Source organism: Microbacterium helvum, from assembly GCF_014779795.1.
In the GTDB taxonomy this organism is placed as follows: domain Bacteria; phylum Actinomycetota; class Actinomycetes; order Actinomycetales; family Microbacteriaceae; genus Microbacterium; species Microbacterium helvum.
Window position 1 is genome coordinate 488,814 of the sequence record NZ_JACXZS010000001.1, and the last position, 20,776, is coordinate 509,589.

Here is a 20,776-nt window from a genome sequence, read left to right on the forward strand (position 1 = left end):
ATGAGGATGCTGCTGGTCACCGCAGGATCACGCGGAGACGTCGAACCATTCGTCGCGCTCGCACGCCGAGCCACCGGATCCGGTCATATCGTGCGGCTTGCCGCACCCGACCGATCGGGTGTTGCAGCAGCAGGGGTGGACCTCACCAGTCTTGGCGTCGACTACTCCGCGATGATCCAGGCGCACGGCGTCTCGCTCGGTGCCGCGATGCGCAACTATCGCAACGTGGCCAGACCGGCGATGCGCGCCGTGATCGTCAACGCCGCGCGAGCGGCGCTCGACTTCCGGCCCGACGTCATCGTGTGGCATCCGAAAGTGCTCTCTGCCCCGCTGATCGCCGAATCACTGGGGATCCCGCATGTGCTCGTCGAACTGGTCCCGGCGATGACACCGACCCGTGCATTCCCGGCGGCCGGAACCGTCACGCGAAGCCTCGGCTTACTCAATCGCCTCACCTACAGCGCCGCTCCGGCCGCGCGCGCGATGTTCCGACGGGACCTCGACGAGGCTGCCGTATTGCTCGGCCCCACCGTTGCCCGGCCAGCTCCACCCGCGGCGACGTTGCTGCCGATCAGCCCCGCGATCCTGCCGCGCCCCGACGACTGGGCCGAGTCCGTTGTGCTCACCGGCCCGTGGCGCGACACGAGGCGCACCGTTGCGCCGGACATCGCCGGCGATGCTGCTCCGACCGAGCGCGAGGTCGACGAGTTCACGAGCGGAGGCCCGTTCATCTACGCGGGCTTCGGCTCGATGGTCGCGGGCGACCCCACCGAACGGGGCCGAGCACTCCTCAGTGCCGCGCGCGCACGAGGCCTGCGACTGCTGGTGGCTACGGGGCTCGGCGGCATCACCGTCCCGGAGGACGCTCGAGGAGACGACGTGCTCGCTGTCCCGACTGTCGATCATGAAACGGTGCTGCCCCATGCTGTCGCCGCGATCCATCACGGTGGCATCGGGACAGTCCATGCCGCCACCGCGGCCGGCACGGTATCCATCATCGTCCCCTTCATCGCCGACCAGCCGTTCTGGGGCAGCCTCCTGCACCGTCGCGGGCTCGCGCCCGCCCCGATCCCTCGGCGGCGCCTCGTGCCCGAACGAGTGGTTGCCGCCCTCGAACAGGCGCCCGGATTCGAGCCGGCTGTGGCATCCGTCGCCGCGCAGATGGCGCACGAGGACGGCACCGCCACGGCTGTGAAAGTGATCGAACAGCTCCGCTGAGGGTCAGCCACCGCAGCATCCGCACGGCGACGCCGTGAGCCGCCGGGCAGCAACCTGTTGATCTCCAACGTCGGAGACGACTAACCGCGATCCCTCCGTCTTTCTTCGCAGATCCTTCGCAGACCCGAGATCGGAGGCGTTCGAGACAGCGAACTGATTACCGAGGCACACCGCCGTCAGGCAATGTGCTCACTGTGGGGGCCGGGGCAAGAAACAGCAGGTCCGCGTGGGAAAGAATTGCGAACACCTGAACAGGACTGAATGTGGTTGAACGTCATCCTGAACGTCCGCGAGCACTGCTGAATGACCTTCAACGTTGCGGAGCATGTCTCAAACAACTGCGGAGACGGAGGGATTTGAACCCTCGGTCCCCTTGCGAGGACTCCACCTTAGCAGGGTGGTGCACTAGGCCTGACTATGCGACGTCTCCAGGCATCCTGAGCCCGAAAGCCAACCGGATGCGCCCAGCAATCATAACCGGTCCGCGACGCTCCGCCGAATCACCGTCATTTCCCCTCGCGCACGGTGCACGTGGTCTGATCGGCGGTCTGGCCGGCGATGTCGGACGGGAGCTCGACACGCTGCTGGGGATCGGTCGTCGCGTCGGTGCCGGGCGAAGCCCCCGGCGTCGGAGTCGCTTCCGTCGTCGGCTCCGGCTGCACGACTTCGCCGGTGACCTCGACGCCGCCGCCCTGGCTCGGATCGCCGGTGAGCGTGAGCGGCTCGTTGGCCTCGAGCGCGGCGAAGAGCTGATCCGCGGCCTCCGTCACCGGGTAGACCCGCAGCGCGTCATCCGAGTACCGCGTGGGGTACTGCACGAACACGATGTCCTCGAAGGGGACGTTCTTGACCGCCATCGCGATCTGCACCATCAGGGTGGGGTTGGCGAGACCCGAGCTGAGCTTCAGCTCGCCCTTCTGCATCTGGCCGATCGCCGTGGTCGCGAGGGTCAGCAGACGGGCCGGGTCCGCGAGCACGGCATCGGACTGCAGCTTGCGCACCATGGACGACATGAACTGCTGCTGGTTCGAGATGCGGCCGAGGTCGGACCCGTTGCCGATGCCGTGACGGATCCGCAGGAACTGCAGCGCCTCCCATCCCTGCAGCGTGTGCTCGCCCTCGCTGAGCGTGAGGCCGGTGTGCTCGGGGTCGCTGATGCCGCCCTCGCCGATGCAGACGTCGACGCCGCCGATGGCATCCGACATGGCGATGACGCCCGACCAGCGGATCGCGGCGGCGAAATCGATCTCCTGCTTCGTGATCGCTTCGATGGTCATCACCGTGCACGTCAGTCCGCCATAGGAGTACGACACATTGAGCTTCTGTGACGCCATCGCGGAATAGTTGCCGCTGCCGTCCTCTTTCGGGCACGACGGGATCGGCTCCAGCATGTCGCGCGGGAACGAGACGACCGTCACGCGTCGCGGCTCGTCCGAGATGTGCACCAGCATCGTGACGTCGTTGCGCTCGCCGTCGGTGTCGCCCGCCATGCAGGCGGTCGACAGCTTCGCGTTCTCGCCCTCGCACGAGTCGGTGCCGACCATGAGCAGGTTCACGCCGCCTTCGATCGCGTCGAGCGACGGCGGGAGCGGCTTGTCGGCGTCCAGTACGACGGCGTTGTCGACGACAGTCTGCGCCGCCGCCCACACGTTGTACGCCGTGATCCCGGTGGCGCTCACGGCCACAACACCGAGCACGACACCGAGCATCGCGAGGATGGAGACGAGCGGATGCCGCGTCTGCAGCACTCCGTGACGGGCAAGCGTGACCCGACCCCGACCCGGGGTCCGCCGCGCCGACGGCATCAGCCGTTGGCCCTGACGTTGCCGGCCGAGCACGTCTGCTGCGCGGCGTTCTGACCGGTGATGTTGTCGGGAAGGACGGCGGTGCCGTCGGTGGGCGTCGCGTTCGGGTCGACCGTCGCGTTCGGGTCGACCGTCGCGTTCGGGTCGACCGTCGCGTTCGGGTCGACGGTCGCGTTCGGGTCGACGATGACGCCCTGGGACTGCTGGGTCACGTCGAGCTGCTCGTTCGCGGCGAGCGCGGCCCAGAGCTGGGCCGCCGAGTCGTAGTCGGGCACGACCCGGTTGGCGTCGGCCGGGTCTTCGAGCACGGGGTACTGCACGAACACGATGTCTTCGAACGGCACGTTCTTCACGGCGAGCGCGATCTGCACGAGAGTCATCGGGTTCGCGAGGGACTTGCTCGGAGTGATGTTCTCGGATGCCGTCGTCGCGAGCTTGTAGAGCGTCGCGGGATTCGACAGCACCTCATCGCTCACGAGCTTGCGAGCGAGGCTCGACATGTACTGCTGCTGGTTCGAGATGCGCGAGAGGTCGCTGCCGCCGGTGAGCCCGTGGCGCGTGCGCAGGAACTGCAGCGCCTCGAGGCCCTCGATCGTGCGCGGCCCGGCCGGCCAGTCGATCCCGGTGTAGACGTCTTTGATGCCGCCGTTGCCGATGCAGACGTCGACGCCGCCGATCGCCCCGGTGATGTTGATGACGTTGCCGAAGCTGACCTTCGCCGCGAACGGGATGTTCTCGCCGCTGAGCTCCTTGACGGTCTTGGCGACGCACGACAGTCCGCCCATGCCCCACGCCTCGTTGAGCTGCGTCTTGCGGGTGGCCTCCGACACCGAGCCGTCCTCGCGCGTGCACGACGGGATGGGCACCATCAGGTCGCGCGGGAAAGAGACGACCGTGACCCGGCGCGGGTTGTCCGAGATGTGCACCAGCATGTTCACGTCGTTGAGCTGGCCCTCGGCGTCCGGCCCCGTGCAGCGGTCGCCGAAGATGTAGGCGTACTCGGGTTCGCATTCGTCGGTGCCGACGAGCAGCAGATCCACACCGCCCTCGATCGCGCCGATGTCGGGCGGGATCGTCCCCTGCCCCTCGAGATCGACGGCCTGCGACTGGAAGCTCCCCACGACGTCGGTCGCGGCGTACGCGGCGACGCCGGCGCCCGAGACGAGCACCACGGCGGCGACGATCCCGATGATCTTCATCAGGAACCCGACCGGGCTCGGAGAGCGCAGCTCACCGTGGCGCGCCACCGTACGGCGGCCGCGACGAGCGTGCTTAGTCGCCTGTGTCACTCGGTTCCTCTCGGGAATGCTTGCCTCACGGTTCGCCCCCCGGCACCCAATTCTGCGGAGGGTGTGGGATTCGAACCCACGGGACATTGCTGCCCACTGGTTTTCAAGACCAGGTCCATCGGCCGCTCGGACAACCCTCCCGACGGATCCCGCCGTCGGGCGGTATCTGTCGAACAGGCGTCGAGTCTAGCCGACTGCTCTGCCGACCTATTCTTCCAACGCCGGCTGGCAATCCTCTGAAGAGGCCGCGTCCCCGGCCGACCGTGCGGCAGACGCGTTTCGTCTCGCTCGTTCCTCGCTCGCTCAACGACCAGGCTGCGGGCTCACAGCAGTCGGAGCACGGCCGCGACCCCGCCGGCCTCGACCGACGTCGTGGTCTCGCCGGCGGCATCCCGAACCTCCTGAGGACCCTGCGCCATCGCGACGGCACGTCCGCCGTGATCGAGCGCCCAGCGGAACATGCCGACGTCGTTACGTCCGTCGCCCATGACCAGCACGTGCTCGGGGTCTATGCCGAGAGCGGTACGCACGCGCTCCAGACCGGTGCTCTTGTCGACGCCGAGCGGCGCGATGTCGAGCCACGCCGTCCAGCCCACCGCGTACGAGACGTGGTTGAGTCCGATGTGCGACACGAGGTCGACGAAGTCCTGCTCGCCCTTGTCGGGCGACACGACGACGACACGGCAGACCGGCCGCGCGCCGAGCTCCGCGAACGGCACGCGCCTCGCGTTGATGAGGTTCCAGTCCGCGAGCGGCTCGGTGTACAGGCGCTGCCCGTCGGCGAGCTCGACCATGTAGCGCGCGTCGGGCAGGTGGTCGCGCAGCTGCTGAAGCACCTCTCGCGGGTCGAACGTCTCGACGTGCCACCGCTCGTAGAGCAGCTCGTCGCCTTCGACGCGCTTGAGCACGACGGCGCCGTTCGAGCACACCGCGAACTCCGGGGCGATGCCGAGGACGCGGAGGATGCCGCGGGTGCCCTCCCAGCTGCGCCCGGTGGCGACCATCACCTCGTGGCCCGCGCGATGCGCGTGCTCGACGGCATCCACGACGCCGGGGCTCAGCGATTCGTCCTCGAGGATGACGGTGCCGTCGATGTCGAGGGCGATGAGCAGCCGCTCGGTGGCGACGCGCGGGTCTTCGGTGTCGCGTGCGACCTGCTCGACGAGCTTCGCGGCCTTCTTGGGCCCCACGACCTTGATGGACCCCGTCGCGGGCAGGTGCGCTTCCGTCACGCGATCGGCTCCAGGACCTCGAGTCCTCCGAGGAAGGGCCGCAGCACCTCGGGCACGGTGACGGAGCCGTCTTCGCGCTGGTGGGTCTCCAGCAGCGCGACGATCCAGCGGGTCGTCGCGAGGGTGCCGTTGAGGGTCGCGACCGGCTGCGTCTTGCCAGCGTCCTCAGGGCGGTAGCGGATGTCGAGACGGCGGGCCTGGTACGTGGTGCAGTTCGACGTCGACGTCAGTTCGCGGTAGGCGCCCTGCGTCGGCACCCACGCCTCGACGTCGTACTTGCGGGCGGCCGACGAGCCGAGGTCGCCGGCGGCGACGTCGATCACCCGGTACGACAGACCCAGATCCTGCAGCATGCCCTCCTGCAGCTCGACGAGGCGCAGGTGCTCGGCCTCGGCGTCCTCAGGCGTCGTGTAGACGAACATCTCGAGCTTGTTGAACTGGTGCACCCGGATGATGCCGCGGGTGTCCTTGCCGTACGAACCCGCCTCGCTGCGGTAACAGGTCGACCAGCCGGCGTAGCGCTTGGCGCCGCGCGACAGGTCGAGGATCTCGCCCATGTGGTAGCCGGCGAGCGGCACCTCGCTGGTGCCGACGAGATAGAGGTCCTGCTCTTCGAGGTGGTAGACCTCGGCCGAGTGCTTGCCGAGGAAGCCTGTGCCCTGCATGACCTCCGGCCGCACCAGCGTCGGCGGGATCATCGGGGTGAAGCCCGCCTGCAGCGCGCGGTCGAGGGCGAGGTTCATGAGCGCGATCTCGAGGCGCGCACCGACGCCGGTGAGGAAGTAGAAGCGGCTGCCCGACACCTTGGTGCCGCGCTCCATGTCGATGGCGCCGAGCTTCTCGCCGAGCTCCAGGTGGTCGCGCGGCTCGAACCCGAACGCGGGGATGTCGCCGTGCGTGCGCAGCGTGACGAAGTCGTCCTCGCCGCCGGCCGGCACGCCGTCGATCACGATGTTCTCGATGAGGGCGAATGCCTCGGTGGATGCCTCTTCCGCAGCGCTCACGGCGTGCTGGGCCTGCTTCACCCGCTCGCTGAGCTCCTTGGCCTCTGCGACCAGCGCCGCCTTCTCGTCCTTGGGAGCCTGCGCGACGCGCTTGCCGTGAGCGTTCTGCGCCGCACGGAGCTCTTCGAACGCCGTGATGGCCGCCCGGCGCTCACGGTCGGCGGCGATGGCCGCATCGACCGTGTCGGACGACTCGCCGCGCGCCAGCTGTGAGCGCTTGACCAGCTCAGGATTGTCGCGAAGCAGCACGGGATCGATCACCCTGCAAGCTTAGTCGGCGCCCGCGGAACAGCGTCCGGGGGGCCGCTGCTCCGTGGCTCGCGCGCGACGCCGGGTCTGGGTCCTAGGGTGGACGACATGGCGGCGGCATCCGGAGCGGGCGAGACGCGACCGCTGTCGGACGACGGACGCCCGTCGCCGAAGGCCGCGCTCGTCTACAACCCCATCAAGGCCGACGGCCCGGCCCTGCGCGACACCGTGAGCCGGCTGTCGGCTGAGGCCGGCTGGTCCGAGCCGCTGTTCTACGAGACGACGGTGGACGACCTCGGCGACGACGTCACCCGGCAGGCTCTCGCAGAGGACGTCGACGCCGTGCTGGTCGCCGGCGGCGACGGCACGGTGCGCGCGGTGTCCGAGGCGATGAGCGACAGCGGCGTTCCCCTGGCGATCGTGCCGAGCGGCACCGGCAACCTGCTCGCCCGCAACCTCAAGCTGCCGCTCACCGACCCGGCCGCCATGGTGCGGGCCGTGTTCGAGGGCACCACCCTCGCGATGGACGTCGGGTGGTTCCACCTCACCCGCCCGGGCGGCGAGAAGGCCGAGCACGCGTTCGTGGTGATGGCGGGGATGGGCCTCGACGCCGCGATGATCGCGAACACCCGGCCACAGCTGAAGAAGAAGTTCGGCTGGGTCGCCTACGTCGACGGCGCCGCACGGTCGCTGCCTGGCGCCAGGCCCTTCCGCGTGATGTACCAGCTCACCGGCCGCCGCATGCACTCCACGAGGGTGCAGAGTGTGCTGGTCGCCAACTGCGGGTCGCTGCCGGCGGGGCTGGAGCTCATCCCCGAGGCCTCCATCGCCGACGGCGATCTGGACGTCGTGGTGTTCCAGCCGAAGGGCCTGTTCGGCTGGCTGTTCGTATGGCGCCGCGTCGCGTGGGACAACAGCGTGCTGCGCCGGTTCCGCGCCGGCCGGCAGGTGCTGTCGCTGCGCACCAAAGACAACTCCGTGCTGTATGCCCGCGGCCCCGGCATCGATATCGCCGCGCAGGAGGCGCGACCGGTGCAGCTCGACGGCGACGAGTTCGGCGAGGCCGTCTCGGTGCGGGCCCGCGTCGCACCCGGCGCACTGCTCGTCGTGATCCCCGACGGCCACGTCACCGACGGCCTGTGACGAGTGGGTGCCGGGCGCCCGGCATCCACTCCTTCCGAGGTTCGTCAGCCCTTGACCGCGCCGCCGAGTCCGGCCGAGCGCAGGAACACGGACTGGAACAGCAGGAACATCGCAATGGGGATGAGGGTCGCGATCGCGAGCGCCGCGAGGAACACGTCGAGCTCGGTCTGGCTCGCCACGGCGGGAAGCCGCACCGACAGCGGCTGCACGCGCGGATCGGGCAGCACCAGCATCGGCCAGAGGTAGTCCTTCCACGCGGCGATGATCGCGAACACCGACACCACGCCGAGGATCGGCTTCGACATCGGCAGCACGATCGACCAGAACAGGCGGAACGGTCCGGCGCCGTCGGTCTTCGCGGCTTCGAAGACCTCGCGCGGCAGATTGTCGAAGAACCGCTTGACGAGCAGGATGTTGAACGCGTTCGCCGCCATCGGCAGCCACACCGCGAGGTAGCTGTTGAGCATGCTCGCATCGCGACCGAGGAACGGCGGCGACACGATCGTCAGGTACAGCGGCACCAGCAGCACGATGCCCGGGATGAACAGCGTCGCCAGCACCAGCGCGTTGAGCACGGGCGCGTACCTGGGGCGCAGCACCGACAGCGCGTAGCCGCCGGTCGTCGCGATGAACAGCTGCGCGAACCAGGCGCCGGCCGCGATCACGATGGTGTTCCAGAAGTACTGGTCGATGTGGATGTCGTTCCACGCCGTCGACAGGTTCGCCCAGTCGATGCCGTTGGGCCAGAGCGCGAAGGGCTGCTGGATGGTGTCCTGCGAGGGCGTCACCGCCGACTTCGCGAGCCACAGGATCGGGCCGAGGCCGGCGATCGCGAGCGTGACGAACAGGAAGACGTGCGTCACCGACATGCCGAACCGGGTGCCGGGGCGGCGGCGCTCGGACGCCGAGACGATGGTGCGCTCGGCCAGATCGTCGAGGGAGTCGCGCTTGCGGCCCCCGCCGGACCCCCGGCGCGACAACAGGCCCCTCATGCCTTCGCGGCGCTCGGCGTTGGTGATCGTCGTGGTCATGAGGTGCTCCAGCGGTTCGTGAGCTTGAAGTACAGCCAGGACAGGATGGCGAGCACGATCGCGAGCAGCACCGACACCGCGGTGGCCTCGCCGTAGTCGCCGCCCAGACTGTTGCGGAACGCCTTGTCGTAGATGTACAGCAGGATCGTCTTCGTCGCCCCCGCCGGCCCGCCGCCGGTGAACAGGAACGGCTCGAGGAACACCTGCGCGGTCGCGATGACCTGCAGGATCAGCATGATGAAGAGGATGCCGCGCAGCTGCGGCAGCGTGACGTGCCACACCTTGCGCCAGATGCCGGCACCGTCGACCTCGGCGGCGTCGTCCAGCTCCGGCGGCACCGACAGCAGGGCCGCCAGGTAGATGATGATGGACCCGCCCGCGGCAGCCCACGTCGCCTCGAGCACGAGCGAGGGCATGGCCTGCGCGGCCGACGACAGCCAGGGCTGCGGCGGGATCCCGAACCACCCCAGCGCCGTGTTGAAGACGCCGTTCGGCGACGAGTCGTAGAAGAACTTCCACAGCAGCACCGCCACGACCGGCGGGATCACGACGGGCAGGTAGGCGAGGGCCGAGTACAGCCCCTTGCCGCGGCGCACCTCGCTCATCAGCACCGCCATGAACAGCGGCAGCGGAAAGCCGAACAGCAGCGCCAGCACCGCGAAGTAGATCGTGTTGACGACCGCGCGCCCGAGCTGCGGGTCGCTCAGCACCGCGATGTAGTTGTCGAAGCCGACCCACTCAGAGACGAGCAGGTTGGTCTTCTGCAGGCTCATGATCACCGACTGGACGATCGGCGACCACGAGAAGAAGAAGAACACGAACACCATCGGCAGCACGAACAGCAGGTTCGCGAGGCCCCCGCCGCGGTACCAGGTGAGCGGGGTGCGACGGGTCTTGCGCTTCGCCGGCGGGGCGGGCGGCGGAGTGGCCGCGGCGGCCGCCGGGCGCTCCTGTGTCATGGTCATCATCGGCCTTTGCGGTGAAGGGTGTTCGTCGTGCGGGGCGTTTCGTCTCGCGGAGACCTGCATTGAGCGAGCGCCAGCGAGTCGAAGTGTCGCTCAACGAGCGGGGGTCGGGAGACGGAACGCGTCGGGATGCCGCACCCCGGGGCTTCGAGAAGCGCCGAGGTGCGGCATCCTCCACTCGCTGTTACTCGTCGAGCAGAGCCTGGGCGTCGGTCTGGGCCTGGGCGAGCAGCGCGTCGATGTCGGCGTTCTGATCGGTCAGCACCGTCTGGACGACGGTGTCGAGCAGAGCGTAGACCTCCTGCGTCGACTTCTTGGCCTCGCCGACGGGCGTCTGGTCCCAGATGTTGTCGGTGAACGGCTTCATCTGGTCGCGCGGCACGTTGATGTACGGCTCGATCCAGGTGAGGGACTCCTCGTACAGCTCACGGCTGAGCACGGGCAGCACCGGGGTGCCGACGGCCTGGTCGGAGTCCGCGAGCGCCTTGGCGTCCTGCACGGCGGCGTCCTCGTCCATCAGCTTCTGCATGTAGTACCAGTCGATCCACTCGACGGCGGCCTCCTTGGTGGGGTCGTCGACGGTGGGGCTGATGACGGCGATGTCGCCGCCGCCGAGCGTGCCCGGGTCGTCGCCCTCGATCGGCACGACACCGAGGCCGTAGACGTCGGGGTCGAGGCCGAAGTCACGCACCAGCGCGGTGTACACGTCGGACCCCGAGGTGTACATGCCGATGTTGCCGGCCGCGAACTCCTGGTTGATCGTGCCCCAGTCGAGGTCGACCTTCGAGCCGAACGAGTCGTCCTCCCACTTCAGGTCGTGCAGGAACTGCAGCGTCGCCTTGGTGGCGTCATTGTCGATCGTCGAGGTGGCGGTGCCGTCCTGGTTGTCGGTCTGGGTGCGACCGCCTCGCGCGACGGTCTGCGCGGTCAGCTGCCAGCCACCGGTGTTGTTGATCGCCATCTGCGCGTAGCCGGCCTTGCCGGTCGCGTCATGGATCTTCTTCGCGTACTCGCGGACCTCGTCCCACGTCGTCGGCGGCTGGTCGGGGTCCAGGCCCGCCTGCTCGAACAGGTCGCGGTTGTAGTGCAGGCCCATCGCGTAGGCCTGGCGCGGGAAGCCGTAGATCTTGCCGTCGTCGCCGGTCACGCCGTCGAGGATGATCGGGTTGAAGCTGTCCTGGTAGCCCAGGTCCTTCATCTCGGCCGTGACATCCATGAGCTGACCGTTCTCGAGCAGCGTCTTGGAGTCGGTGAACGGCACCGTGAACACGTCGGGAAGGCTGCCGCCGGCGAGCTGCACGGCGAACGTCGGCCCCTCCCACTCGTACTCGACACCGATGATGTCGATGTTCGGGTGCTCCTTCTCGAACTGCTTCTCCTGGGTGGCGAAGGCCTCATACGCCGCCGCATCCGCTCCCGGAGGGAACGTCGCGACGCGCAGCTCGACCTTGCCGTCGCTGCTGTCGCCGCCGTCGGCGGCCGCCGAGCAGCCGACGAGCGCGCCGACGGTCGCCACGGTGGCGACACCGGCGAGCAGGACCCTTGCTGGTGACTTCATCGTCTTTCCTTTCGTGTGGGGCGTTCCGCGTCAGCCTCTCGGCGCGGGCGTCCCGGGGGTGGTGTTGGTGGTGTGGGACTCGGGTCGCAGGCGCAGCCAGACGGCGGCGTCGCCCGGCAGGGCGCCGTCCTCGAGCGGCGAGCTCGACAGGAGCACGCTCGCGCCTGCGGGCAGGGCGACCGGGTCCTCGCCGGTGTTGACGAGGCATGCGAAGCGGTCGCCGCGACGGAAGGCGAGGACGTCGGCGCCGTGGCCGGTGCGTCCCGCGAGACCGGGCACGTCGTCCCACCACTCGAGCGGGCCGTCGCCGAGCTCGGGCAGCTGACGGCGCAGCCGCAGCGCGTCGCGGTACAGATTGAGCGTCGACGCCGGATCCGCCTGCTGCGCGGCGACGGTCAGCGCCGCCCAGGCCTCCGGCTGCGGCAGCCAGGTCTCTGCACCGTCGGGGCTGAACCCGAACGGAGCCCGGTCGCCGGCCCACGGCAGCGGCACCCGGCATCCATCCCTCCCCGGGTCCGTTCCGCCGGAGCGGAAGTGCATCGGGTCCTCGATGAGGTGCAGCGGCAGGTCCTCGACCTCGGGCAGGCCGAGCTCGTCGCCCTGGTAGATGTATAGGCTGCCGGGCAGCGCTGCGACCAGCAGGGCCGCCGCGCGGGCGCGGTGCAGACCGAGCTCGGGGTCGGTCGGCACGCCGAAGCGCTTCTTGAGGAACGCGAACGCCGTGTCTTCCCGCCCGTACCGCGTGACCGGGCGGGTGACGTCGTGGTTGCTCAGCACCCAGGTGCTGGGGGCGCCCACCGGGGCGTGCGCCTCGAGCGTCGACGAGATCGATTCGCGGAAGGATGCCGCCCCCCACGGCCGCGCCAGGAAGTCGAAGTTGAAGGCGGTGTGCATCTCATCGGGGCGCAGGTAGTTGGTGAACCGCACGATGTCGGGCACCCAGATCTCGCCGACCAGCACGCGGGTGCCGGGGTACGAGTCGGCGATCGCGCGCCACGAGCGGTAGACGTCGTGCAGCTCGTCGCGGTCCTCGGTGGGGTGCTGGCCGGCGCCCTGCTTCTCGCCGACCTCGGGCAGCTCGGGGTCCTTGACGAGCAGGGCCGCCGAGTCGATGCGCACGCCTGCGACACCGCGGTCGAACCAGAAGCGCAGGATGTCCTCGTGCTCGCGGCGCACGTCGGGGTGGTTCCAGTTGAGGTCGGGCTGCTCGGGGGTGAACATGTGCAGGTACCACTCCCCCGGCGTGCCGTCGGGGTTCGTCGTGCGCGTCCACGTCTCGCCCTGGAAGCTCGAAACCCAATGCGTCGGGATCTCGTCGCCGTTCGGGCCCTTGCCGGGGTGGAACCAGAACCGCTCGCGCTCGGGGCTGCCGGGGCCGGCGGCCAGCGCCGCCTGGAACCACGGGTGCTGGTCCGAGATGTGGTTGGGGACGACGTCGATGATGGTGCGGATGCCGAGGGCCAGCGCCTCCTGGATCAGCAGCTCGGCCTCTTCGAGGGTGCCGAAGCGGGGGTCGATGTCGCGGTAGTCCCGCACGTCGTAGCCGCCATCGGCCAGCGGGCTCGGGTACCAGGGGTTGAACCAGATCGCATCGACGCCGAGGTCCTTCAGGTAGCCGAGGTGGGCGCGCACGCCGGCGAGATCGCCCGTGCCGTCGCCGTTGCCGTCCGCGAAGCTGCGCACGTAGACCTGGTAGATGACGGCCGACCGCCACCACAGCGGATCGTCGCCGGCGGGCACGACACGTGCGCCGTGCGTCAGGACCTCGGTGTCCACAGAACTCCTCGTTCGTCGTTGAAAGTCTCGTTGGAGAGAATGTACGACGCCGGATCGGTTAACGCAACTCTTTGACAGATCCACGCAAGATCACGATGTGCAACTCCGCCGGGGCGTCGCCCCGTGTCCACCCCTTCGGCTCCGCAGTCAGGTTCTGTTGCGGCGGGCACAGCGGGCGCGCAGAAGGTGACTGCGGAGCAGCTCCTCCCCCTTGCTCCGCAGTCAGCTTCTGCTGCTGCGGACGGGACGGGCGCGCAGAAGGTGACTGCGGAGCATGGAAGCGTCGGGAGGCTCGGCGCGGGTGCGGCGCGGGCGAGGACGCGACGGGACGAAGCCGCGGATGAGATCGGGCACGGCGACGGCGCGGGCGGCGGGGTCAGCGGGCGGCGGGGTCAGCGGGCGGCGGGGTCAGCGGGCGGCGGGGTCAGCGGGCGGCGGGGCCCGTCGAGGCGCGCAGGACGAGCTCGGGCTCGAACAGCAGCTCGTCACCCGCCTCCGTGGTGCCGGCGATCTGCGACAGCAGCAGGTCGATCACGGTGCGACCCATCGATTCGATCGGCTGGCGCACCGTCGTCAGCGGCGGCTCGGTGCAGCTCATCAGGAACGAGTCGTCGTACCCGACCACGCTGACGTCGTCGGGCACGCTCAGGCCCGCCCGGCGGGCGGCGCGCACGGCGCCGAGGGCGAGCGGGTCGCTCGCGCACACGACGGCTGTCGCGCCGGCGGCGAAGAGACGGGATGCCCCGGCCTGGCCCGATTCCAGCGAGTACAGGCCGCGCACCACGAGTCCTTCGTCCAGCGGCGAGCCCAGTCGCTCCAGCAGGCGGCGGGCCGCCGCGAGCTTGCGCTGCGAGGGGATGTGGTCCAGCGGCCCCAGCAGCATGCCGATGCGGCGGTGGCCCAGCTGGTGCAGGTGCTGGATGGCCTGCTCGGCAGCCGCGGCGTCGTCGGTCGACACCGTCGCGAAGTCGAGCGCGCTGATGCGGGCGTTCACGAGCACGGTCGGCAGGTTCACCTGGCGGATGCGCTCGTAGTGCTCGTGCGCGGCGTCGGCCTGGCTGTAGTTGCCGCCGAGGAAGATCACGCCCGACACCTGCTGCTGCAGCAGGAGGTCGACGTAGTCGGATTCGGTGATGCCGCCGGCGTTCTGCGTGCACAGCAGCGGCGTGTAGCCGTTCTGGGTGAGCCCGCCGCCGATGATCTCGGCGAGCGCGGGGAAGATCGGGTTCTGCAGTTCGGGCAGCACGAGTCCGACCAGCCGCGCGCGTTCGCCGCGCAGCTTGGTGGGCCGCTCGTAGCCGAGCACGTCGAGCGCGGTGAGCACGGCCTGGCGCGTGGCGTCCGAGACGCCGGGCTTGTCGTTGAGCACGCGGCTGACGGTGGCCTCGCTGACACCCACCTTGCGCGCCACTTCGGCGAGACGCTTCGACATGCGCTCAGTGTACGCAAGAAATTGCAGGATCGCGCAAGTGGCTGCAAGCGGCGTCGGCGAGCTCGCCGGCTGCCGCCCAAGCCCCGCCCGGCACGCGGACGGCAGGATGGGGTCATGGTCCGACCGTCGATCGTGTGGTTCCGCGATGATCTGCGTCTCGCCGACAACCCCGCACTGCGCGCGGCGATCGATCGCGGCGAGCCGATCGTCGCGCTCTACGTCCTCGATGAGGAGTCGCCGGGGGTCCGCGCGCTCGGCGGCGCTGCGCGGTGGTGGCTGCACCATTCCCTCGCCTCGCTCGGCGATCGGCTGCGCGAGCGCGGGGCGACTCTCGTCCTGCGGCGTGGACCCGCCGAGCGGATCGTCCGGGAGCTGGCGGTGGATGCCTCCGCCGGCGCCGTCTTCTGGAACCGGCGCTACGGCGGCCCCGAGCGCGAGATCGACACCGTACTGAAGACGGGTCTGCGTGAGGAGGGCGTGGACGTCGCCTCGTTCACCGGCTCGCTGCTGTTCGAGCCGTGGACGGTGAAGACCGGCGCCGGAACCCACTTCTCGGTGTTCACGCCGTTCTGGCGCGCGTGCCTCGCCCTGCCTTCGCCGCGCGCACCTCTGCCGGAGCCGCGAGAGGTCGACGGGCTGCGCGGTGGTGTGGCATCCGCTTCCCTCGAGGACTGGGAGCTGCTCCCGCGGCATCCGGACTGGGCAGGCGGGCTGCGCGACACGTGGGAGCCCGGCGAGCCCGCCGCACGGCGGCGGCTGCGCGAATTCCTCGAGGACGACCTCGCCGCGTACGACCGGGCGCGCGACGAGCCTGCCGCGGGCGCGACGTCGCTGCTGTCACCCCGCCTGCGGTGGGGTGAGGTGAGCCCGTTCACCGTGTGGCACGAGACCGTCGAGGCCGGTCACGGCGGGCGCTTCCTGTCGGAGCTCGGATGGCGCGAATTCGCGTGGCACACGCTGTTCCACTTTCCGGAGCTCGCGACGAAGAACCTGCGGTCCGAGTTCGACACGTTCCCGTGGCCGCGGCTGAAGCGCGCGCACCTCGAGGCCTGGCAGCAGGGGCGCACCGGCGTCCCGCTCGTCGACGCCGGCATGAACGAGCTCTGGGCCACCGGCTACATGCACAACCGGGTGCGGATGGTGGCGGCATCCTTCCTCGTCAAGAACCTGCTCATCGACTGGCGACGCGGCGAGGAGTGGTTCTGGGACACCCTCGTCGACGCCGATGAGGCGAACAACCCGTTCAACTGGCAGTGGGTCGCAGGCTCCGGCGCGGACGCCGCACCGTACTTCCGGATCTTCAACCCGCAGGTGCAGGCGAAGAAGTTCGACGCGGACGGGCACTACGTGCGCGAATGGGCTCCCGCATCCCTGAGCGACGACGGGCCCGAGCCTCTCGTCGATCTCGGCGAGACCCGCGCGGCGGCGCTCGCGGCGTACGAGCACGTCAAGCGGGCCGCGCGCTCTTGAACGCGCGGCCCGCCCGGGCTTCACCAGGCGTAGGCCTCGGGAGCCTGGCCGCCGGGGCCCGGGAACAGCTCGTCGAGGGCGGTGAGGTCCTCGGTGCTCAGCCGGATGTCGAGCGCCGACACCGCCGACTCGAGCTGCGCCACGGTGCGCGGTCCGATGATCGGGCCGGTGACGCCGGGCTGGTGCAGCAGCCATGCCAGTCCCAGCGCCGACGGCGTCCATCCACGCTCCTGCGCGAACGCCTCGTACGCGGCGATCTGGTCACGGCGCTGCTCCCGCTGCGACATGATGCGCTCGGATCCGGACCGGGCCGAGGCATCCGAGGATCCCCCGCTGAGCAGGCCGCCCGCCAGCGGCGACCACGGCAGGATCCCGAGACCGTAGTTCTGCGCCGCCGGGATCACCTCGAGCTCGATCGAGCGCTGCGTGAGGTTGTACAGCGACTGCTCGCTCACCAGGCCGAGGAAGTGGCGCTGCGCGGCGATCTCGTTGGCCTGCGCGATGTTCCACGCCGCGAAGTTCGAGCTGCCCGCATAGACGACCTCGCCCTTCGTGACGAGCACCTCCATCGACTGCCACAGCTCCTGCCACGAGATGTGCCGGTCGATGTGGTGGAACTGGTACAGGTCGATGCGGTCGGTCTGCAGGCGCCGCAGCGACCCGATCGCCTCACGGCGCACCTGCCAGGCCGAGGCGCCCCGGGCGTTGACGACATCGCCGTCGGGCGTCGGATCGACCATCGGCGAGTGGACCTTGGTGGCCAGCACGACGTCGTCGCGCACGCCCGGCCGGGCGGCGAACCAGCGGCCGATGATCTCTTCGGTGGCGCCGCGGCCGCCCGCGCCGCCGTAGCCGTTGGCGGTGTCGATGAAGTTGATGCCGAGCTCCAGCGCGCGGTCGAGGATGGCGAACGAGTCCTCCTCCGAGGTGCGGTCGCCGAAGTTCATCGTCCCGAGCACGATCCGCGAGACGGAGGTGCCGGTTCGTCCGAGGTGGGTGTAGTCCATGCGGACATCGTCACACGGGGTCGCACGGTGGCGGGCCGAATCGCGAAAACGTTTCCCGCCTGTCCTTCCGTCGCGGTGTCGGAATGGGATGCCGCGCCCCGTGGTTGCGCCACGTCATGACGACAATCGGAATCATCGGTGCAGGACACATCGGCAGCGCGCTCGCCCGCGCCTTCTCGGAACTCGGCTACGACGTGGTGATCGCGAACTCGCGCGGCCCCGAGACGCTGACGGACGTGGTCGCCGGGCTCGGCCCGAAGGTCACCGCGGCCTCCGCCGCCGATGCCGCCGCGGCCGCCGACATCGCGGTCGTGACGGTTCCGCTGAAGGCGCTGAAGGACGTTCCGGTCGAGCCGCTCGCGGGCAAGTTCGTGATCGACACCAACAACTACTACTTCGAGCGCGACGGCCACATCGAGGCGCTCGACCGCGGCGAGACCACGACGTCGCAGCTTGTGCAGGATCACCTGCCGACCTCGAAGGTCGTGAAGGGGTTCAACCAGATCCTCGCGTCCGACATCAACACGACCGGGCTCCCGGCGGGCAGCGCCGACCGGCGCGCGCTCGGCACCGCGAGCGACCACGACGACGCGGTCGAGCTGATCACCGGCATCTACGACGCTCTCGGTTACGACACCGTCAGCGCCGGGCCGCTCAGCGAGTCGTGGCGCCTGGAGCGCGACCGCCCCGCCTACGTCACCCGTCAGAACGCGGACGAGCTGCGCGCCAACCTCGCGAAGGCGAACCGCCTGCCCTGACTCGGCGCCGGCGGCCGCCGTGCGCGCGGCCGCCGACGGATTCCGGCACGATCCGGAATGCGGATGCCGGGGCGGGAGGTTGCAGATGACGATGAGCACTGCAGCCCCCTCCCCGGCCACCCCCTCGACTCTCGCACTGTCGGTTCTCGACCTGGTTCCGGTTCGCACCGGGCAGACGAGCGCGCAGGCGGTCGCGGCATCCCTCTCGCTCGCCGATGCGGCGGATCGGCTGGGCTACCGCAGGTACTGGTTCGCCGAGCATCACAACATGCCCGCCGTGGCCTCGACCACGCCTCCCGTGCTGGCGGCGGCCGCCGCGGCCAGGACGTCGCACATCCGGCTCGGGTCGGGCGGCGTGATGCTGCCGAACCACTCGCCGCTGGTCGTCGCCGAGCAGTTCGCGGCGCTGGAGGCGCTCGCTCCCGGACGCATCGACCTGGGCCTCGGCCGCGCTCCCGGATCGGACCCCGTCATCACCCAGCTCCTCCGCCAGAGCGGCACCACGAGCGACGTCGAGCGGTTCCCCGACCACGTGCGCGACATCATCTCGCTCGTCGCGCCCGACGGGGCGTCCCTGCGCTTCACCTCGGGCGGCACCTACGATGTGCACGCGACGCCCGCGGCGACGACGACACCCGAGGTCTGGCTGCTCGGTTCGAGTGACTACTCGGCGCAGCTGGCAGCCTCTCTGGGCCTTCCGTACGTCTTCGCCAACCACTTCTCAGGCGAGGGCCTGGAGCGCGCGCTCGACCTGTACCGGTCGTCGTTCGTGCCGTCCGAGACGCTCTCTGCGCCGCGCACCTTCCTCACCGCGAACGTGCTGGTCGCGCCCACACCTGAAGAGGCCGAGGCGCGCGCCCTCCCGAACCTGCGCATGACCGCTCGCCTGCGCATGAACAAGCCGCTGGTCGCGCTCGAGACGGTCGAGCACTCGCTCGCGAATGCGGCCGAGTTCGCCGGACTCGGCGACACGTTCATGGCGTCGGCGCGATCGAAGTGGTTCGTCGGGACGGCCGAGGCCGTGGCATCCGAGCTGCGCTCCTTCGCCGCGCAGCACGGCGTGGACGAGGTGATGATCTCGCCGATCGCCGGATCGTACGAGAACGAGCCGATGGATGCCGCTCCCGGTCGCCTGCAGACCCTCGAGCTGCTGGCGGAGGAGCTCGTCGGCTGAGGGGGCGGCGTCGGGGTCAGTGCCCGGGCGCCATCCGCAACTGGAGCATCGCGGCGAATCGCGCCTCGGGATCGTCGAGATCCAGGCCCGAGACCGCCACGGCGCGGCGGAGCCGGTAGCGGAACGTGTTCGGATGCACGAACATCGCGGCGGCGGCGTTCGAGACGTCGCCGAAGCCGTCGAGCCACGCCGCGAGCGTGGGCAGCAGACTGGTCCCGTGCTCGGCGTCGTAGTGGCGAAGGCGCGCGACGGGACCGACGGGCTGCTCGCCGCGCGCGCTCACGATGTCGCGCAGCTCGATGAGGAGCGACTCGGTCTGCACGTCCGCCAGACGCGCGACGCGCCCGCCCGCATGCCCTTCGCGCAGCACCCGCAGCACCCGGTCGACGATCGCGCGTGACATCGCGACGCCGGTGAGCTCGCGCGCGGGCGAGCCGACGGCGACGAGCGCCGGCATCCGCGCCCCGACACGATCGAGGAAGTCCCGGGCGACACGGGCCGCGCGCTCCTCGGCGCCCGCCTCGTCGTCCGTCGCGGGAAGGATGCCGTAGACGACGTCGCCGACCAGCGCGGCGGCCGAGCCTGCCCGCACGGCCGACAGGTGCACGGCGAACGCGTCGGCGAGCCGCTGCCGCTCGCCGACCATGAGCTGATCGGACCGTGGTGGGCGCTCACCGCCGGGCGGGATCAGCGCCACGCCGAGCACGACCACCTGCTGTCCGGCGAGGCCGAGCCGGCGCAGGGCGCCCCGCGCCCCCGCACCGCCTTCGAGCGCCGTCGCGACGAGCTCGGTCGACAGGCGCCGCTGCACGTCCGCGCCGGCGCGCACACGCAGCAGGTGCAGCGCCACCAGCTTCGCCGAGTCGCGCAGGGCTGCGGTGCGCTCCGGGGTGAGGGGACCGTCCATCGCCGCCCACACGGATCCGAGCACCTCGTCGCCCGCCCGCACGCCGATCGCGACCCGCTGCGTCGTGAGCCCCTCCTCGCCGATCGCGAACGGATCCACGACGACCGGACGGTCGTAGCGGTACAGATCGCGGAAGACCCCGCGCTCGGTGAGCACACGGGCGAACCGGTCGGGCACCCGGCGGCCGATGATCGTCTCGGCCCGCGAGGCATCCGCCTCCTCCTGCCGGCCCGAGAACGCCAGCACGACCGACGAGCGATCCTCGATCGTGACCGGCGCGTCGAGGAGTGCGGCGATCGCGTTGGCCACGGCGAACAGGTCGCCCGAGGGCAGGCCGCCCAGCGACTCGTGCTCGGCCTGCCCGACGTCCCCCTCGGCGAGCAGCGAACGCAGCAGCGCGGCCAGCTGGCTCCAGGTGGCACCGCGCGCCAGCCCGAGGAGCATGACGCCGGACGCATCGGCCGCGGCGAGCGCGGCGTCGGTGAGCTCGATGCCCGAGCGCACCACGAGTGCGGCCGCATCGCGCGCCCCGACCTCCGTCACGACCTGCTCGACGTCGGCGGCCGAGACCAGGCCGATCCCCAGCACCAGCGCCCGCTCGGGGTAGACGGGTTCGTCGATCGGATCGTGGATCACGACCCCGCCGACATCGACGGAGGCGTCGACGTCCCCGTGCAGCGGCTCGAGGAGCGTCACGCCCAGGTCGTCGAGGATGCGACCGAGATTCGATCGTGGCCTCGGGCTCATGGTCGGGAGCA

At 70.1% G+C, this 20,776-nt stretch carries 16 protein-coding genes and 2 tRNA genes; 5 read left to right on the forward strand and 13 right to left on the reverse strand.

Annotated elements, in window-relative coordinates; all coding sequences use genetic code 11:
* Entirely contained in the window at positions 1–1,218 is a 1,218-nt protein-coding gene (locus IF188_RS02235) for a glycosyltransferase (RefSeq protein ID WP_191170129.1), read from the forward strand.
* A 341-nt stretch (positions 1,219–1,559) separates the two neighbouring features.
* On the opposite strand, the gene IF188_RS02240 is transcribed toward IF188_RS02235, so the two are convergent.
* The 6 genes from IF188_RS02240 to serS form a co-directional block, all read right to left on the reverse strand.
* Positions 1,560–1,648, reverse strand: a tRNA-Ser gene (locus tag IF188_RS02240).
* Between the two features lie 76 nt (positions 1,649–1,724).
* The gene (locus tag IF188_RS02245) at positions 1,725–2,966 is read right to left on the reverse strand and encodes an LCP family protein (RefSeq protein ID WP_318152725.1); all 1,242 of its coding nucleotides are present in this window, start codon (positions 2,964–2,966) and stop codon (positions 1,725–1,727) included.
* Between the two features lie 56 nt (positions 2,967–3,022).
* Positions 3,023–4,222 (reverse strand): LCP family protein, encoded by a 1,200-nt coding sequence (locus tag IF188_RS02250; protein ID WP_224751288.1) that lies wholly within the window; start codon positions 4,220–4,222, stop codon positions 3,023–3,025.
* 145 nt (positions 4,223–4,367) lie between these two features.
* A tRNA-Ser gene (locus IF188_RS02255) sits at positions 4,368–4,452 on the reverse strand.
* 183 nt (positions 4,453–4,635) lie between these two features.
* A complete protein-coding gene (locus IF188_RS02260; RefSeq protein WP_191170132.1) occupies positions 4,636–5,544 on the reverse strand; it encodes an HAD family hydrolase in 909 nt (302 codons plus the stop codon).
* Complete coding sequence (serS, locus tag IF188_RS02265; protein ID WP_191170133.1) at positions 5,541–6,809, reverse strand: serine--tRNA ligase; 1,269 nt, start codon at positions 6,807–6,809, stop codon at positions 5,541–5,543. The genes IF188_RS02260 and serS overlap by 4 nt, the downstream gene beginning before the upstream one ends.
* A 96-nt stretch (positions 6,810–6,905) precedes the next feature.
* On the opposite strand from serS, the gene IF188_RS02270 reads away from it, so the two are divergent.
* Positions 6,906–7,940, forward strand: a complete 1,035-nt coding sequence (locus tag IF188_RS02270; RefSeq protein WP_191170134.1) for a diacylglycerol/lipid kinase family protein — start codon at positions 6,906–6,908, stop codon at positions 7,938–7,940.
* A 44-nt stretch (positions 7,941–7,984) separates the two neighbouring features.
* On the opposite strand, the gene IF188_RS02275 is transcribed toward IF188_RS02270, so the two are convergent.
* The 5 genes from IF188_RS02275 to IF188_RS02295 all read right to left on the reverse strand — a co-directional run bounded on the left by IF188_RS02275 (position 7,985) and on the right by IF188_RS02295 (position 14,702).
* Positions 7,985–8,971 (reverse strand): carbohydrate ABC transporter permease, encoded by a 987-nt coding sequence (locus tag IF188_RS02275; RefSeq protein ID WP_191170135.1) that lies wholly within the window; start codon positions 8,969–8,971, stop codon positions 7,985–7,987.
* Positions 8,968–9,936 carry a carbohydrate ABC transporter permease gene (locus IF188_RS02280; RefSeq protein WP_191170136.1) on the reverse strand — a complete coding sequence of 323 codons (969 nt, stop codon included), beginning with the start codon at positions 9,934–9,936 and terminating at the stop codon, positions 8,968–8,970. The genes IF188_RS02275 and IF188_RS02280 overlap by 4 nt, the downstream gene beginning before the upstream one ends.
* 184 nt (positions 9,937–10,120) lie before the next feature.
* On the reverse strand, positions 10,121–11,494 hold the full coding sequence (locus IF188_RS02285) for an ABC transporter substrate-binding protein (RefSeq protein WP_191170137.1): 1,374 nt from the start codon (positions 11,492–11,494) through the stop codon (positions 10,121–10,123).
* A 30-nt stretch (positions 11,495–11,524) separates the two neighbouring features.
* Positions 11,525–13,270, reverse strand: coding sequence for a glycoside hydrolase family 13 protein (locus IF188_RS02290; protein WP_191170138.1), 1,746 nt, complete (start codon positions 13,268–13,270; stop codon positions 11,525–11,527).
* Between the two features lie 424 nt (positions 13,271–13,694).
* Entirely contained in the window at positions 13,695–14,702 is a 1,008-nt protein-coding gene (locus tag IF188_RS02295) for a LacI family DNA-binding transcriptional regulator (protein WP_191170139.1), read from the reverse strand.
* A 114-nt stretch (positions 14,703–14,816) separates the two neighbouring features.
* Between IF188_RS02295 and IF188_RS02300 the strand changes: the two genes are divergently transcribed.
* A complete protein-coding gene (locus tag IF188_RS02300) occupies positions 14,817–16,172 on the forward strand; it encodes a cryptochrome/photolyase family protein (protein ID WP_191170140.1) in 1,356 nt (451 codons plus the stop codon).
* 20 nt (positions 16,173–16,192) lie between these two features.
* Here the strand turns inward: IF188_RS02300 and IF188_RS02305 are convergent, their stop codons facing one another.
* Positions 16,193–17,179: an aldo/keto reductase gene (locus IF188_RS02305; protein WP_191170141.1), complete on the reverse strand. Its 987-nt coding sequence runs from the start codon at positions 17,177–17,179 to the stop codon at positions 16,193–16,195.
* Between the two features lie 116 nt (positions 17,180–17,295).
* On the opposite strand from IF188_RS02305, the gene IF188_RS02310 reads away from it, so the two are divergent.
* Both IF188_RS02310 and IF188_RS02315 read left to right on the forward strand, forming a co-directional pair.
* Positions 17,296–17,937: an NADPH-dependent F420 reductase gene (locus IF188_RS02310; RefSeq protein WP_191170142.1), complete on the forward strand. Its 642-nt coding sequence runs from the start codon at positions 17,296–17,298 to the stop codon at positions 17,935–17,937.
* Positions 17,938–18,022: 85 nt separating this feature from the next.
* On the forward strand, positions 18,023–19,111 hold the full coding sequence (locus IF188_RS02315; RefSeq protein ID WP_396652725.1) for an LLM class flavin-dependent oxidoreductase: 1,089 nt from the start codon (positions 18,023–18,025) through the stop codon (positions 19,109–19,111).
* Positions 19,112–19,127: 16 nt separating this feature from the next.
* Here IF188_RS02315 and IF188_RS02320 read toward each other — a convergent pair whose 3' ends face one another.
* A complete protein-coding gene (locus IF188_RS02320; protein WP_224751289.1) occupies positions 19,128–20,765 on the reverse strand; it encodes a PucR family transcriptional regulator in 1,638 nt (545 codons plus the stop codon).
* Positions 20,766–20,776: the final 11 nt, after the last annotated feature.